Here is a 16,054-nt window from a genome sequence, read left to right as displayed (position 1 = left end):
CCTTGCGGGATCGATGGGCTTGGGAGCCGCTATCCGAGATAGGAAGCGGTTCCCGCGATTTCAAAGCGTCAGTCGAGATCTTGGGTGGTGAAGTCCTCACCCTGGACCGCGCCGAGCGGATCGTCGCCAATGGCGGCTTCCGGACCCTGTGCGAGTTCGGCAGCATGCTCTTCAGCAGCCGTCTTGGGCGCGATCAGGTCTACCTGGCTCGATGCCCGCAGGGCGGCGCGCATCGCCGCGTCACGTGAAGAGGCGGCAACGCGCATGCGGTTCATGCCCGCGCCAGTGCCCGCCGGAATGAGGCGGCCGACGATGACGTTTTCCTTGAGGCCGACCAGCGTGTCCTTCTTGCCCTGAACCGCCGCTTCCGTGAGGACGCGAGTGGTTTCCTGGAAGGAGGCCGCCGAGATGAACGAGCGCGTCTGGAGCGAAGCCTTGGTGATGCCGAGCAGCACCGGCTTGCCAGCGGCGGGCGCGAAGCCCGGCTGAAGCTTGGCGTTGATCTCGTCCATTTCCTCGCGGTCGATCTGCTCGCCCACCAGCAGCGTGGTGTCGCCGGACTCGATGATCTCGACCTTCTGCAACATCTGACGAACGATCGTTTCGATGTGCTTGTCGTTGATCTTCACGCCCTGCAAGCGGTAGACTTCCTGGATTTCGGCGACCAGATATTCGGCCAGTGGCTCGATGCCGAGGACTTCCAGAATGTCATGCGGATCGGGCGAACCGCCGATCAGGTTGTCGCCGCGCTTCACGAAGTCGCCTTCCTGAACGTCGATCACCTTGCTCTTGGGGATCAGATATTCGACCGGCTCGCCGCCATCCTCGGGATTGATGGCGATCTTGCGCTTCGCCTTGTAATCTTTGAGGAACTGGACGCGGCCCGACACCTTGGCAATGATCGCATTGTCCTTGGGCTTGCGGGCTTCGAACAGTTCGGCGACGCGCGGCAGACCGCCGGTGATGTCGCGGGTCTTCGCGGCTTCGCGAGAGACACGCGCCAGCACGTCACCGGCCTGCACCTGCGCACCGTCATCGACCGACAGGGTCGCACCCACCGCCAGCATGTAGCGAGCGGCTTCACCCGACTGATCGTCGAGCAGGGTGAGGCGGGGACGCAGATCTTCCTTGGTACGGGCGGACCCGCGATGTTCGATAACGACGCGCTGGGCGATGCCGGTGGCTTCATCGGTCTGCTCGGTCAGCGTCTTGTTGTCGATCAGGTCGACATACTTCACGATACCCGGCTTTTCCGTGATCACCGGCATGGTGAACGGATCCCACTCGGCAAAGCGCTCACCCTTCTTCACGGTGTCGCCATCCGCAAACAGGATGGTCGCGCCGTAAGGCAGGCGGTGCGTTTCGCGTTCGCGACCTTCGGAGTCGATGATCGCGATCTCGCCGTTGCGGGCGAGCGACAGGCGACGGCCATTCTTGTCGGTGATGGTCGGCATGTCGCGCAGCTCGATCGTGCCGTCCGACAGGGCTTCCAGGTTCGACGTTTCGTTGAAGTTCGCCGCGCCGCCGATGTGGAAGGTACGCATGGTAAGCTGCGTGCCTGGTTCACCGATGGACTGCGCCGCGATGACGCCGACCGCTTCGCCGATATTGACCGGCGTACCGCGGGCGAGGTCACGGCCGTAGCATTTGCCGCACACGCCCATCCGGCTTTCGCAGATCAGCGGGCTGCGGATCTTCACGGCCTGGGTGCCGATAGCCTCGATCTGCGCGATCATGGCTTCGTCGAGCAGGGTGCCGATCGGGATGACGATGCTGCCGTCCTTGCTGTCGACGATGTCCTGCGCCGTGGTGCGGCCTAGGATGCGCTCGCCGAGCGAGGCGATGACCGAACCACCCTGAACGATGGCCTTCATCTCCAGCGCCTTTTCGGTGCCGCAATCTTCCTCGACGATGGTGCAGTCCTGCGACACATCAACCAGACGGCGGGTCAGGTAACCCGAGTTCGCCGTCTTGAGCGCGGTGTCGGCCAGACCCTTACGAGCGCCGTGGGTGGAGTTGAAGTATTCAAGGACGGTCAGGCCTTCCTTGAAGTTCGAGATGATCGGCGTTTCGATGATCTCGCCCGAAGGCTTGGCCATCAGGCCGCGCATACCGGCCAGCTGCTTCATCTGGGCCTGCGAACCACGGGCACCGGAGTGCGCCATCATATAGATCGAGTTGATCTGGGCCATACGGCCGGTCTGCGGATCCTTGGGCTGGGCACGGATCTCGTCCATCATGGCGTTCGCCACCACGTCGCCGCAACGGCTCCAGGCGTCGATGACCTTGTTGTACTTTTCCTGCTGGGTGATCAGGCCGTCCTGATACTGCTGCTCATAGTCAGCCACCAGCGCCTTGGTCTCGGCAACGGTGCCTTCCTTCGAATCCGGGATCACCATGTCGTCCTTGCCGAACGAAATGCCGGCCTGGAACGCGTGGCGGAAGCCCAACGCCATGATGGCGTCGGCGAACAGCACCGTGTCCTTCTGACCGGTGTGGCGATAGACCTGGTCGATGACGTCACCGATTTCCTTCTTGGTCAGAAGGCGGTTGACGACGTCGAAGGGCACCTTGTGCGACTTGGGCAGACATTCGCCCAGCAGCATGCGGCCCGGCGTTGTCTCGAAGCGCTTCATATACTGCTGACCGGCTTCGTCGGTCTGCGGCACGCGGCTGATAATCTTCGAGTGCAGCGTCACGGCCTTGGCATAGAGGGCCTGATGGACCTCCTGCATGTCGGCCAGCAACATGCCTTCGCCCGGCTCGCCTTCGCGCTCCATCGACAGGTAATAGATACCCAGAACCATGTCCTGCGAGGGAACGATGATCGGCTTGCCGTTCGCGGGCGAGAGGATGTTGTTGGTCGACATCATCAGCACGCGGGCTTCCAACTGGGCTTCCAGCGAGAGCGGCACGTGGACGGCCATCTGGTCACCGTCGAAGTCGGCGTTGAAGGCCGAGCAGACGAGCGGGTGCAGCTGGATTGCCTTGCCTTCAATCAGCACGGGTTCGAACGCCTGGATGCCGAGGCGGTGGAGCGTCGGCGCGCGGTTCAGCATGACCGGATGCTCGCGGATTACTTCGTCCAGGATGTCCCAGACTTCCTTGCGCTCCTTCTCGACCCACTTCTTGGCCTGCTTCAGGGTCATGGACAGACCCTTGGCGTCGAGGCGGGCGTAGATGAAGGGCTTGAACAGTTCGAGCGCCATCTTCTTGGGCAGGCCGCACTGATGCAGCTTGAGTTCCGGGCCGGTCACGATGACCGAACGGCCCGAATAGTCGACGCGCTTGCCGAGCAGGTTCTGACGGAAGCGGCCCTGCTTGCCTTTGAGCATGTCGGACAACGACTTGAGCGGACGCTTGTTGGCGCCGGTGATGACGCGGCCGCGGCGGCCGTTGTCGAACAGGGCGTCGACGGCTTCCTGCAACATGCGCTTTTCGTTGCGGACGATGATGTCCGGCGCGCGCAGTTCCATGAGGCGCTTCAGGCGGTTGTTACGGTTGATGACGCGGCGATACAAATCGTTCAGGTCCGACGTCGCAAAGCGGCCACCGTCGAGCGGCACCAGCGGGCGCAGTTCGGGCGGGATGACCGGCACGACGTCCAGGATCATCCATTCTGGACGGTTGCCCGATTCCAGGAAGGACTCAACTACCTTGAGGCGCTTGATGATCTTCTTGGGCTTCAGTTCCGACTTGGTGACGGCCAGCTCGTCGAGCAGCGCCTGCTTCTCGCCCTCAAGGTCGAGGTCCATCAGCATCTGCTTGACCGCTTCCGCGCCGATCCCGGCGGAGAAGGCGTCTTCGCCATATTCGTCCTGCGCGTCGAGCAGTTCGTCTTCGTTCAGAAGCTGGAACTTTTCGAGCGGGGTCAGGCCCGGTTCGGTGACGATGTAGCTTTCGAAATACAGTACGCGCTCAAGCTGCTTGAGCTGCATGTCGAGCAGCAGGCCGATGCGCGAAGGCAGCGACTTCAGGAACCAGATGTGCGCGACGGGCGCGGCCAGTTCGATATGGCCCATGCGTTCGCGGCGGACCTTCGAAACCGTGACTTCGACACCGCACTTTTCGCAGACGATGCCCTTATATTTCATGCGCTTATACTTGCCGCACAAGCATTCATAGTCCTTGATCGGACCGAAGATGCGCGCGCAGAACAGGCCGTCACGCTCGGGCTTGAACGTGCGATAGTTGATGGTTTCCGGCTTCTTGATCTCGCCGAAGGACCAGCTGCGGATACGCTCTGGCGAGGCGAGGCCGATCTGGATTTGGTCGAAGGTTTCGGCCTTCTGGACCGGGTTGGCGAAATTGGTCAGTTCGTTCATCTTTTTCATTCCCTCATGAGGGCAAATCTTTGGAGCGAAGGGGAGGGCGCGGCCGTCAGGCCGCGCCCCGCAAACCCTTTATTCCGCCGCCTGTGCGAAGCCGTCGTCGTCCTCGACCTCGTCCATCGCGGCGAGTTCGACGTTGAGGCCCAGCGAGCGCATTTCCTTGACCAGCACGTTGAAGCTTTCGGGGATGCCGGCCTCGAACGTGTCGTCGCCCTTGACGATCGCTTCGTAGACCTTGGTACGGCCGACCACGTCGTCCGACTTCACCGTCAGCATTTCCTGCAAGGTATAGGCGGCGCCATAGGCCTGGAGCGCCCACACCTCCATTTCACCGAAGCGCTGGCCGCCGAACTGCGCCTTACCGCCCAGCGGCTGCTGGGTAACAAGCGAGTACGGCCCAATGGAACGAGCATGGATCTTGTCATCGACCAGGTGGTGCAGCTTCAGCATGTAGATGATGCCGACAGTCACCTTACGGTCGAAGCGGTCACCCGTGCGGCCGTCGAACAGGTCCGACTGACCCGATGAGTGCAGGCCCGCCAGCTCCAGCATCGCCGACACGTCGGCTTCGCGGGCGCCGTCGAACACCGGGGTCGCCATCGGAATGCCGCGCTGCAGATGCTCGGCCAGATCGATGATCTGCTCGGCGGTGCGGCCTTCGATCTGATCGGCATATTGCGGGCCGTAGGATGCAAGCAGCCGTTCCTTGACCGCGTCGGGCATGGTGCCCGGCTGCGGGTTCGGATTGGCTTCACGCCATTCCTCCAGCGCATGCTTGAGCTGCTGGCCGAGGCCACGGGCAGCCCAGCCCAGATGCGTTTCGAAAATCTGGCCGACGTTCATGCGCGACGGCACGCCCAGCGGGTTGAGCACGATATCGACATGGGTGCCGTCTTCAAGGAACGGCATATCCTCGATCGGCAGGATGCGCGAGATGACGCCCTTGTTACCGTGACGGCCAGCCATCTTGTCGCCCGGCTGCAGCTTGCGCTTCACCGCGACGAAGACCTTGACCATCTTGAGCACGCCCGGAGGCAACTCGTCGCCGCGCTGCAGCTTATCGACGCGATCCTCGAATTTCTCGACGATCAGCTTCACCGCTTCGTCATACTGCGCCTTGACGGCTTCGATGCCGGCCTGACGGGTGTCGTCCGCAACGGCGAACTTCCACCATTCATGACGCTCGACTTCGCCCAGCAGAGCCTCGTCGATCTCGACGCCCTTCTTGATGCCCTTCGGAGCAGCAGCTGCGGTCTGGCCGAGCAGCATTTCCTGGAGGCGATTGAAGGTCGCGCGGTTGAGGATGGCGCGTTCGTCTTCGCGGTCCTTCGCGAGACGGTCGATTTCCTCCCGCTCGATCGCCATGGCGCGCTCGTCCTTGTCGATGCCGTGGCGGTTGAAGACGCGGACTTCCACGACCGTACCGGCAACGCCCGGCGGCAGACGCAGCGAGGTGTCGCGCACGTCGCTCGCCTTTTCGCCGAAGATCGCGCGGAGCAGCTTTTCTTCCGGGGTCATCGGCGATTCACCCTTGGGGGTGATCTTGCCGACCAGAATGTCGCCCGGCTCCACTTCGGCGCCGATATAGACGATGCCCGCCTCGTCGAGGTTGCGCAGCGCTTCCTCGCCGACGTTCGGGATGTCGCGGGTGATGTCTTCCGGCCCCAGCTTGGTGTCGCGGGCCATGACCTCGAACTCCTCGATATGGATCGAGGTGAAGACGTCATCCTTCACGATCCGTTCGGAGATCAGGATGGAGTCTTCGTAGTTGTAGCCATTCCAGGGCATGAACGCGACGAGCGTGTTGCGGCCCAGTGCCAGCTCGCCGAACTCCGTCGACGGGCCGTCGGCGATCACGTCGCCGCCTTCGATAAGGTCGCCCACCTTCACCAGCGGACGCTGGTTGATGCAGGTGTCCTGGTTCGAACGCTGGAACTTCTGGAGCGTGTAGATGTCGACGCCCGACTGGCCGGGTTCGATATCGCCGGTGGCGCGGATGACGATACGGGTCGCATCGACCTGATCGACGATGCCGGGACGCTTGGCGGCGATGGCCGCGCCGGAATCGCGCGCAACCGTGCCTTCCATGCCGGTGCCGACGAACGGCGCCTCGGCATTGACCAGCGGCACGGCCTGACGCTGCATGTTCGATCCCATGAGCGCGCGGTTGGCGTCATCGTTTTCCAGGAACGGAATGAGCGAGGCCGCGACCGACACCAGCTGCTTGGGGCTGACGTCCATCAGGGTGATGTGGTCCTTGGGCGCCATCAGGAATTCGCCCGCTTCACGCGCCGAGATCAGGTCTTCGGCCAGCGTGCCATCAGCGTTCAGCTCAGCGTTCGCCTGCGCGATCGTGTGCTTGGCTTCTTCCATCGCCGACAGATAGACGACCTCATTGGTCACCTTGGTGTCGATCACCTTGCGGTAGGGCGTCTCGATGAAGCCATACTTGTTCACGCGGCTGAACGTGGCGAGCGAGTTGATCAGACCGATGTTCGGGCCTTCCGGCGTTTCGATCGGGCAGATACGGCCATAGTGCGTCGGGTGCACGTCGCGGACTTCAAAGCCTGCGCGCTCGCGGGTCAAACCGCCCGGCCCAAGTGCCGACACACGGCGCTTGTGCGTGACTTCCGACAGCGGGTTGGTCTGGTCCATGAACTGCGACAGCTGCGAGGAGCCGAAGAATTCACGCACGGCAGCCACGGCGGGCTTCGCGTTGATGAGGTCGTTGGGCATGACCGTCGACACGTCTACGGACGACATGCGCTCCTTCACGGCGCGCTCCATGCGCAGCAGGCCGACGCGATACTGGTTTTCCAGCAGCTCGCCCACCGAACGGACGCGGCGGTTGCCGAGATTGTCGATGTCGTCGATCTCGCCCTTGCCGTCCTTGAGGTTCACCAGTTCCTTGACCACGGCGAGGATGTCCTCGACGCGCAGGGTGGTGACGGTGTCCTCGGCATCGAGGTCGAGGCGCATGTTGAGCTTCACGCGGCCGACGGCCGAGAGGTCATAACGCTCTGGGTCGAAGAACAGGCCGGCGAACAGCGATTCAGCGGTTTCCTTCGTCGGCGGCTCGCCGGGGCGCATGACGCGATAAATGTCGCTCAGGGCCTGGTCGCGTTCCTCGGCCTTGTCGGCCTTCAGCGTGTTGCGGATCCAGGGGCCGGTGGTGACATGATCGATGTCGAGCAGTTCGAGTCGGTCGATGCCCGCCTTGTCCAGCTTTTCGAGGTTTTCAGGGCTGACTTCGTCACCGGCCTCGATGTAGATTTCGCCGGTCTTCTCGTTGATGAGGTCATAGGCGCTGTAGCGGCCATAGACTTCCTCGGTCGGGATCAGCAGGGTCTCAAGACCGTCCTTCTCTGCCTTGTTCGCGGCGCGAGGGCTGATCTTGTGGCCAGCAGCGAACACGACTTCGCCCGACTTGGCATCGACGATGTCGAAAGCGGGCTTCTGGCCGCGCCATGCCTCGGCGAGGTAGGGGATCTGCCAGCCGCCTTCGCCACGGACGAACACGACCTTGTTGTAGAAGAAGCCGAGCATGTCTTCGGCGGTCAGGCCGAGCGCATAGAGCAGCGCGGTGACCGGCAGCTTGCGCTTGCGGTCGATGCGGACGTTGACGATGTCCTTGGCGTCGAATTCGAAGTCGAGCCACGAACCACGATAGGGAATGACGCGCGCGGCGAAGAGATATTTGCCCGACGAGTGGGTCTTGCCACGGTCATGGTCGAACAGAACGCCCGGCGAACGATGCATCTGCGACACGATGACGCGCTCGGTGCCGTTGACGATGAAGGTGCCATTGCCCGTCATGAGCGGCATGTCGCCCATGTAGACGTCCTGCTCCTTGATATCGAGCACGGAGCGGGTTTCGGTGTCCTGATCGACTTCGAACACGATCAGGCGAAGCGTGACACGCATCGGCGCTGCATAGGTGATGCCGCGCTGACGGCATTCCTCGACGTCGTACTTCGGCTCTTCCAGCTCGTAATGAACGAAGTCCATCTCGGCGGTGCCGGCGAAGTCGCGGATCGGGAAGACCGAGCGCAGGGTCTTTTCGAGGCCCGACACATAGCCGATCGACGGGTCCGACCGCAGGAACTGCTCATAGCTCTCCCGCTGGACTTCGATCAGGTTCGGCATCTGCACTACTTCGTGGATGTCGCCGAATACCTTTCTGATGCGCTTCTTCGCGCCGGTATTGCTGATCGTGGGGAGAGCTTTGGTCGCCATTGCGTTTCCTGCCTGTAATTCGTCGCATTTTTTCGCATCGCAGCGAAATTCAGCCTGACGAGACGGGTGAAAGGGCTGATTCGCCCTTCTGCCGCCACGCAAAAAAGTGCGGGCCGGGACTGTCCGATCCGCACTGTCAGCACCTTGTGACCCACCAAATGTCGCCCAATCCCGCCGGTTTCGCGCGCTATTCGAAACCGGTCCCCGGGCGATCCAGGGGACGGTTCATGCTCGCCGGAAGGCTTGCAGGAACCGGATTTTCAAAACGCCATATAGAGCGATCGCCACCTTTTGTGAAGGGGCAGATCGTCCTGATCGCAATGGCCGCGATATGAAGTGCCTATGTTAGAAAAGTCGCGTGAGCTCGTAAAAACCTCCACCGATCAGCGCTGCTGCGGGAAGGGTGACGACCCATGCGATGACGATACTAGACGCCACGTTCCACCGTACCGCCGACAAGCGGCGAGAGGCGCCCACGCCGACGATGGCCCCCGTTATCGTGTGCGTGGTTGAGACTGGGACGCCCAGATGCGTCGCCATGAACAGCGTGATTGCCCCGCCGGTTTCGGCGCAAAAACCCTGAGCAGGTGTCAGCCGCGTGATCTTCGATCCCATGGTGTGGACGATCTTCCATCCACCCAACAGTGTGCCAAGACCCATCGCTGCCTGGCAGGAAATCACCACCCAGAAAGGAACGTGGAATTCGCCCGTGAGCATCCCCTGCGAATAGAGCAGGACGGCGATGATACCCATCGTCTTCTGCGCATCGTTGCCGCCATGGCCCAGAGAATAGAGCGAGGCCGATACGAGTTGGAGCTTTCGGAACACTCGATCGGCACCTTGCGGCGTGAAGCGGCGGAATATCCAGCTGATGATCAGGACCAGCAACAGCGCCAGGAGCAGGCCGATCGCGGGAGACATGACGATTGCGGCGCTGGTCTTGAACACGCCGCTCCATACGACAGCGCTCAGGCCCGCCTTTGCCGTGCCTGCGCCCAACAAGCCCCCGATCAGCGCGTGGCTGCTGGAAGAGGGTATGCCAAGGCCCCAGGTTATGAGGTTCCAGGCTATGGCACCCATCAACGCGCCGAAGATCACCTGGGCGTCAATGATGTTAGCATCCACAATGCCTTTGCCGACGGTTTCCGCGACGTGCAGCCCAAAGAATAGAAAGGCGATGAAGTTGAAGAAGGCGGCCCAGGCCACGGCATATTGGGGCTTTAGCACACGGGTCGATACGATCGTGGCAATGGAGTTTGCCGCGTCATGCAGGCCGTTCAGGAAATCGAACGCCAGCGCGATGCCGATAAGGGCAATGAGCAGCGGAAATGCGAGCTGAGCTTCCATCGCGGGTTATACTCTGTCCTGCAGGGATCGAAGCATATTGGGTCCGTTCGGTGGTTCGCGCCGATTGAGAAGAGGCTTAAGGATCGGCCGTTTACGAGCGTGCGAGCGCGCTGTGGTCAGTGGAAGATCAGGCGTGGTCGATGACCAGCCCGGAGATTTCGTTGGCGACGTCCTCGAACCGGTCGGTCACCTTCTCCAGATGGGCATAGATTTCGTTTCCGACGACGAAGTCCATGGGGTTGCCTTCCCGCGCCTGATTATACAGCGCCTTGAGGCCCGCCTCATGCAGTATGTCGGCATGCCCTTCCAGCTTCACCAACCGCTCGGTCAGGTCATGCAATCGCACCGAATTGAGGCTTAGCGAGCGCAGCAGCGGCATCGCCTCGGCTGTGATGCGGGCGCACTCCACGATAAGAGCGCTCATGTCCTGCATCTGGGGCGCGAACTCCTTGACCTCGAACAGGGCGATCGCCTTGGCGGTCTGGTTCATCTGGTCGATTGCGTCGTCCATCACGCCGATCAGGCCGGTGATGGCGCTGCGGTCGAAGGGCGTCACGAAAATGCGACGGACATCCTGCAGCACTTCGCGGATGATGTCGTCGGCTTCGTGCTCGCGCGCGGAGATCTCTTCGATCTGTGCGTCCATGTCCGGGCCGCCCTTCAGCAGCTTGGCGAGCGCATCGGCCCCGGCGACGAGCGTCACCGCATGATCCTCAAACTGTTCGAAGAAACGCCCCTGTTTGGGCATCAGCGCGTGAAACCACCGCAGCATTCCAGTCCTTTCGGCTTGCCATTCCTTGACCCGCAGCAGCATTCGGATGAACCAGCCCGGATCGCGCGGCGGTTCGCGAAAGGCCGCGATGATCGTTTGAAGATCGGGTTCCTCGACCGCTTTCGCGGCCTCTGCGACCGGAAACCAGCGCAGTTCCCTCTGCCCCTGCTCGGGCCATTGCGATAACTGGCCGGTCACTGCAAGGGGGAAAACTTCAACCGTGGCTTCGCGCGATCCGCCTTTGCGGCGACGTTTGTCATAACGATAGCGGCCCAAGGGAGCGGGGCAGGCGATGCCATGAATGCCCGCTTCCTCATAGGCTTCCAGCTCAGCGGCCCGGTGTCCGGCCATCCCCTTGATGCGATTTCCCTTGGGAATCACCCATCGGCGGGTTTCGCGCGATGTGATCAGCAGGATGCGCATCGACCCATCGGGATCAGTGGCATAGGGCAGGGCGGCAATCTGGCGCATTACCAGTCCGCCCCTTCAGCCTTAGCCATAAAATGCCCCTCATTCATGAGCGCCTTGTAACCAAACTGTCACATTGCGCAATGAACTAGGTTGGTCAGATGGATAGTCGAGCCGTCAGGCGGATATCCCGTCCAGCAAGGGGCGCATAATCCTTGAGGAAGCTGGCATGTCGCCGGGCCTCGACATCGAATATATTGTTCGCCGACAGGCTGATGGTGGTCCGGTCATTCCCTTTCAACGGCTTGAAGGACAGCGATGCGTTGACGAGCGTGAAGCCATCCGTGCGGGTTTCGGTCGAGGCGATCCTGTCCTGCGCAAAACTATGTTCGACCTCGCCCCGGAAGCTCAGGCGGTCGCCCTGAAGTTCGATCCCTCCGAGTAGCCTGAGCGGCGGGATGCGTGGCGCGGGGCCTGAGCCGGTGATGGTTGCGCGGACATAATCGGCAAGGCCATCCAGATTGACCTTGTATCCGCCGACTTCCCCGAGCTTAACCGATGCCTCTGCTTCAAAGCCGAGATAGCGGGCGTCCGCCTGATTATATTGGAAGCAAGGGAATTCCAGAGGCTCTCCGCCGTTCACCGCCATGCAGGCGGTGTCATCCACCAGCGCATCGTAGATGTAGCCGTTGAACCAGTTGTGATAGGCCGAGAGAGACAGGCTGTAGCCGGGGCCTTCCCCCCGCAGCGTGGCTTCCACGCCCCAGCTTTTCTCCAGGTCGAAGTTCGGGTTGCCAAACTCGAATGCTTGCGTCCCGGCGTGATTGCCGCGCGCGAATAGCTCTTCAGCCGAGGGCGCGCGTTCGGTGCGGGCGAGGTTCAGGCCGACCCGCCAGCCTGGACGTATCTCCTGGCTGGCGCCGATCGAGCCGGAAAACGCGTCGAAGCTGCGCTGATAGGCGGGATTGAACAAGGTTGCGTCCGCCTCCGCCCCGACCTTGTTATGTTCATAGCGTCCGCCCAGTTCGATCCGGCTGCTGCCAAGGTCGAAGGATTGAAGCGTGAAAAAGCCGAGTTGCTCCGTCCGGTTGCGGGGCAGGAATTTCTCTTCACCTTCGACATGGAAGTTGCGGGCGAAGAATTGCGCGCCGACGGCTCCATCCCATCCGCCTCGCTTGGCTTGCACCAGTTCAAGCCGTGATTCGATCGACTGGTTATAGAATGTGGTGCCGACCTCCCCGGACGGTTCGATCTCCTGATGCTGATAATCGGCGAAGCCCGCGCGAAGGCGGATGGAATCCAGGATGCCGCCATTGACCGGCAGTTCGGCGCGCATGTCGGCGCGGTCCTGCTTCATGTGGAGGTGGACCTGTTCGGCCTCCGATCCTGGCTCGACCGAATAGCGGACGGGGACGCCGTAGAGATTGTCCGTGTGGGCGATCGAGAAACCCAGGTTGCCGCCGTCGGTCACGAGCGCCGCCCCGCCAGCCACTTCCCAGGTGCGCGCGGCGCTGTTGGGAAGCTTGCCTCGCAGATCGGCGAGGGGTGTGATGGCGGGGTCTCCGCTCGCGGCGGCTTGGGCACGCAGGGCGGGCGTCAGGATGTACGAGCCGGTGTCGAGATTGCCGCTCTTGGAATAGCTGCCGTCGAAGTGGACGACGATCTTGTCCGTTACCGGCGCTTCGATTTCGGCGGAACCGCTGCGTTCGTGGGCGGCGCTGCCGTAATTGGCGATGCCTTCGATGTGGATCGGCTCGTCGGGGACGCGTCGGGGGATGCGGCTGTCGATCACATTGACGACCCCGCCGATCGCCGATGAGCCGTAGAGCAGGGCAGCCGGGCCGCGCAGCACTTCGATGCGGTCGGCGGTCAGGGGATTGATCGCGACGGCGTGATCGACCGAGGTGTTGGATACGTCGAAGCTGCCGACGCCATCGGTGAGGATGCGCACCCGTTCGCCCTGAAGGCCGCGCAGGATCGGACGGGAGGCGTTGGGGCCGAAGGAGGTGGCGGAGACGCCGGGTTGATGGGCAAGGGTTTCGCCGATGGTGGTCCGCAGGTCGCGTGTCAGCTCGGCGCCGGAGAGGACCGAGGTGCCGGATAATATATCACCCTGGCGGCGGGGGATGATGGCGGTGACGACTATGTTGGGCTGGTCATCGTGATAGGTGCCGGGCTGGGTTGCTGACGATTGGGCGAGGCTGGGGGAGGCGAGGCAGATCGCGGTGAGGGCGCAGCTGGCGCGGAGGAGCGGCAGGGGGGAATTCATGAAGGAAACCCTTGATTGAAACAGTTGTGAGGCGCCTCTAACTTAAATGTTATAACGTATCAATTGATTTTGGCTCATGTTTTGGGCGGACTGTCGAGGAAGGGATAGAGGGCAGCGGCGGGCGTCCGCAGGCGGGCAGAAAGTGGCGCGGATCAGCTATCCGGCGTTGATGACCATGGATCAGTGGCCCGCCGCTGAGGATCGGCGATCAAGTGTCATCGACCAATGACCCAGGGCCAAGATCGATCGGACCCGGTGCAAAAGTCAGAGGAAGAGAAACTCGGCGAGCGCGCTCACTGGCGAGTCTGCGTGGGCGCGGGCGCGCAGGGCCTGTCTGACCTCGATGGAGGGGAGGGGGCGTTCGAGGGGCAGTCGGCGGATGCCGTTCATGCGGCCGAGGTCGCGGGCGAGCGGGCCGAAGGCGGCGAAGCAGCCCGCGCCTTCTCGTAATATGGTCATGATATCGAACATATTGTCGGTTTCGAGCACTGGCGCGCCCATGCTGATGCCTTCCCGGTCGAGGGCTTCATCGATGATGCGACGCAGGCCGTTATTCGGCTCCATCGCGAGCGTGGGACTGATCCGCAGATCGTCGGCTGTGACGATGTCGCGCCGGGCGAGGGGATGGTCTGCCCCGGAGTAAAGGTTGATCTGTTCCGACCAGCCATAGCGGGATGCAAAGCCCGGCTGTTCCCCCAAGGCGTAGAAATAGGCGATATCGACGCGGCCCTGCTCCAGTGCCCCACGCGCCTCATCGGCGAGGTGGATGGAGAGGTCGAGCGTGATCGCGATATCCTCATTCGCGGCCTCGAACGCGGCGAGCGCTTCTTGGAAGTGGCCGAAAACGGGGGCGGGGGCGGCAAGGGTGATCGCCTGCCGCGCTGGTGCGGGGGGAGGCTCCGCAGGCGCGGCTTCAGGCGCGACGGGCGGAGGGGAAGGAGGGGCTGCTTCGTCAAGTGCCCAGCTGTCGGACTGATCCTGCGACAAGAGGGTCATCGCCTCGGCGGTCTTGCGCCCGGCGGCAGTCAGCCGTTGATGATCAGGCGGACCTTCAAACAGATGATAGCCAAGACGCATTTCCAGAGAAGCAATTGCGCGTGCGATGTCTTCGACCGGGACGCCCAGATCGCGGGCGCAGCGCGACATGCTGCCCGCCGCCACCATCTGCGCAAAAATGTCGAGTTGACGCAGGGAAGGCGTGGCCATGCGGCGGTGATAGTGCAATTGGGACGCCGGGTTAAGCGCGATCTTTGTCCTACTTATTGCATTGCGATATTGGTGAAGCCGGTGAAATGAGGGCAGGGCGCTTCAACCCGCCGGGCGGGTAGCTAAATGGTAGAATACTTACCTTCCAAGCTTATGATGCGAAACAATTGCCAATAACGCCATATTGGTGATGGAGGATGCTATAATGGCAAACCCCGCTCCCCGTTCCTGCATGCTTGGCAGCAAAAGCCAAAGACAAATGGCCAAGACAGTCAATGAGGTTAGACGAATGGCGAGCGCCTGCCCCGCCTTGCCAGATGCCATGAGGGCCGGTTCGAAGCCGACGCTGGCAAGGTCGATGGCCGCTGCCACACCCAGCATGACCAGAAGCGGGTATGCGGAAAGATAGGCCGAGCCTGAAATAATGTAGAGAGCAGGCTTTCCCGCCACGATCACCAATAGAAGGATTAGCAGGCCGGCCGCAATGGAAAGGCGTGTCGATCGGCGCAGCAAGGCCCATGCTTCGTTCGAATCGCCCCGCGCGTGGACGCGGCTCATTTCCGCGAACATCGACCTTGCCAGCATATCTCCGATGCGAGCCAAGGCTTGGCTCAATTGACTGGCGAAGCGAAACAGCCCGGCAGCCGCCGGACCTGCAAATAAGCCCGATAGCAAAACCGGCAATTGCTGCTGCAATGACGCAACGGTGGCTCCCAGATTTGTCACTGTCATAAAATGCCAGAAACCCGCATGTTCGCGAGGAACGGCGGTCAGGTTCTGCAAGCTCTCCGGTGTGATGACGATGCTTTCCCGCCGGATCACCAGCCACCAATAGGCTATCGCCGTGGTGATTTCTGAAAGCGCCCAAGCGGCGAGGAACAAGGTTACAGTCGGCCCAATGGCGACGACCGCGAGAGCGCCCACCAAACGTGTCAGCGGCATGATGGAGTCTGCTGCTGCGCCATCCCGAAACCTGTCGTGAGCACGCAGCACCCCCACTGCCGTGGAGCGTATGCAGAGCAATACGCAGAACGCATATAGTAGCGCGCTGGTAGCAAGGGCAGGAGACCAGCCGAAATAGGGGGCGGCCAATTTGATGCCCACGGCGACTAGGGCGCATCCGGCAATCGCCGCGGCGCCGTCAATCAGGATACAAGCGATAGCGATGCGGCTGAAGGCGATGCGATCTCCGTTCTGAACGTAACTGCTGCCGTATCGAATGACGATCCGCCACGTCTGGAATGATACCAGCCCGCTGACCGCTTGGCCCAGGCTGAGTATGAGGGCAAATTGTCCGAATTTCACGGGTCCCAGACTACGGGTTACCGCAGCGAGATAGATGAGGCTGAGAACTGCACCCGCCCCTTTGCCTGCCAGCATCCAGCCGGCGTTGCGGACTATGCGGGTAATGGAGCTTTCATTGGAGAAGAAGTCGCGTGGGCCCTTGTCCAGGGAGGTCATATATTTCTTTCCTCATCGCGCGCG

7 protein-coding genes are annotated in these 16,054 nt (G+C 61.9%); all 7 read right to left on the bottom strand.

What is annotated here, in order from left to right:
* Nucleotides 1-68: 68 nt before the first annotated feature.
* Nucleotides 69-4,325, bottom strand: coding sequence for a DNA-directed RNA polymerase subunit beta' (gene rpoC / locus ACZ5TB_RS08360; protein ID WP_464790866.1), 4,257 nt, complete (start codon nt 4,323-4,325; stop codon nt 69-71).
* 78 nt (nt 4,326-4,403) lie between these two features.
* Nucleotides 4,404-8,567, bottom strand: a complete 4,164-nt coding sequence (rpoB, locus tag ACZ5TB_RS08355; protein ID WP_464790865.1) for a DNA-directed RNA polymerase subunit beta — start codon at nt 8,565-8,567, stop codon at nt 4,404-4,406.
* 345 nt (nt 8,568-8,912) lie between these two features.
* Complete coding sequence (locus ACZ5TB_RS08350; RefSeq protein WP_464778039.1) at nt 8,913-9,914, bottom strand: anion permease; 1,002 nt, start codon at nt 9,912-9,914, stop codon at nt 8,913-8,915.
* Nucleotides 9,915-10,041: 127 nt separating this feature from the next.
* Nucleotides 10,042-11,157: a DUF47 family protein gene (locus ACZ5TB_RS08345; RefSeq protein WP_464790864.1), complete on the bottom strand. Its 1,116-nt coding sequence runs from the start codon at nt 11,155-11,157 to the stop codon at nt 10,042-10,044.
* 94 nt (nt 11,158-11,251) lie between these two features.
* Nucleotides 11,252-13,363, bottom strand: a complete 2,112-nt coding sequence (locus ACZ5TB_RS08340; protein ID WP_464790863.1) for a TonB-dependent receptor — start codon at nt 13,361-13,363, stop codon at nt 11,252-11,254.
* A 264-nt stretch (nt 13,364-13,627) separates the two neighbouring features.
* Nucleotides 13,628-14,569: a LysR family transcriptional regulator gene (locus ACZ5TB_RS08335; RefSeq protein ID WP_464790862.1), complete on the bottom strand. Its 942-nt coding sequence runs from the start codon at nt 14,567-14,569 to the stop codon at nt 13,628-13,630.
* 138 nt (nt 14,570-14,707) lie between these two features.
* Nucleotides 14,708-16,030 carry a lipopolysaccharide biosynthesis protein gene (locus ACZ5TB_RS08330; RefSeq protein ID WP_464790861.1) on the bottom strand — a complete coding sequence of 441 codons (1,323 nt, stop codon included), beginning with the start codon at nt 16,028-16,030 and terminating at the stop codon, nt 14,708-14,710.
* Nucleotides 16,031-16,054: the final 24 nt, after the last annotated feature.

The organism is Sphingobium sp. TomTYG74 (assembly GCF_055393875.1).
This window is presented reverse-complemented; position numbering and strand designations above follow the sequence as displayed.

Coding starts and splice junctions, on each gene's coding strand:
- rpoC (WP_464790866.1), bottom strand. CDS start 4,325: ATGAACGAACTGACCAATTTCGCCAACCCGGTCCAGAAGGCCGAAACC.
- rpoB (WP_464790865.1), bottom strand. CDS start 8,567: ATGGCGACCAAAGCTCTCCCCACGATCAGCAATACCGGCGCGAAGAAG.
- ACZ5TB_RS08350 (WP_464778039.1), bottom strand. CDS start 9,914: ATGGAAGCTCAGCTCGCATTTCCGCTGCTCATTGCCCTTATCGGCATC.
- ACZ5TB_RS08345 (WP_464790864.1), bottom strand. CDS start 11,157: ATGCGCCAGATTGCCGCCCTGCCCTATGCCACTGATCCCGATGGGTCG.
- ACZ5TB_RS08340 (WP_464790863.1), bottom strand. CDS start 13,363: ATGAATTCCCCCCTGCCGCTCCTCCGCGCCAGCTGCGCCCTCACCGCG.
- ACZ5TB_RS08335 (WP_464790862.1), bottom strand. CDS start 14,569: ATGGCCACGCCTTCCCTGCGTCAACTCGACATTTTTGCGCAGATGGTG.
- ACZ5TB_RS08330 (WP_464790861.1), bottom strand. CDS start 16,030: ATGACCTCCCTGGACAAGGGCCCACGCGACTTCTTCTCCAATGAAAGC.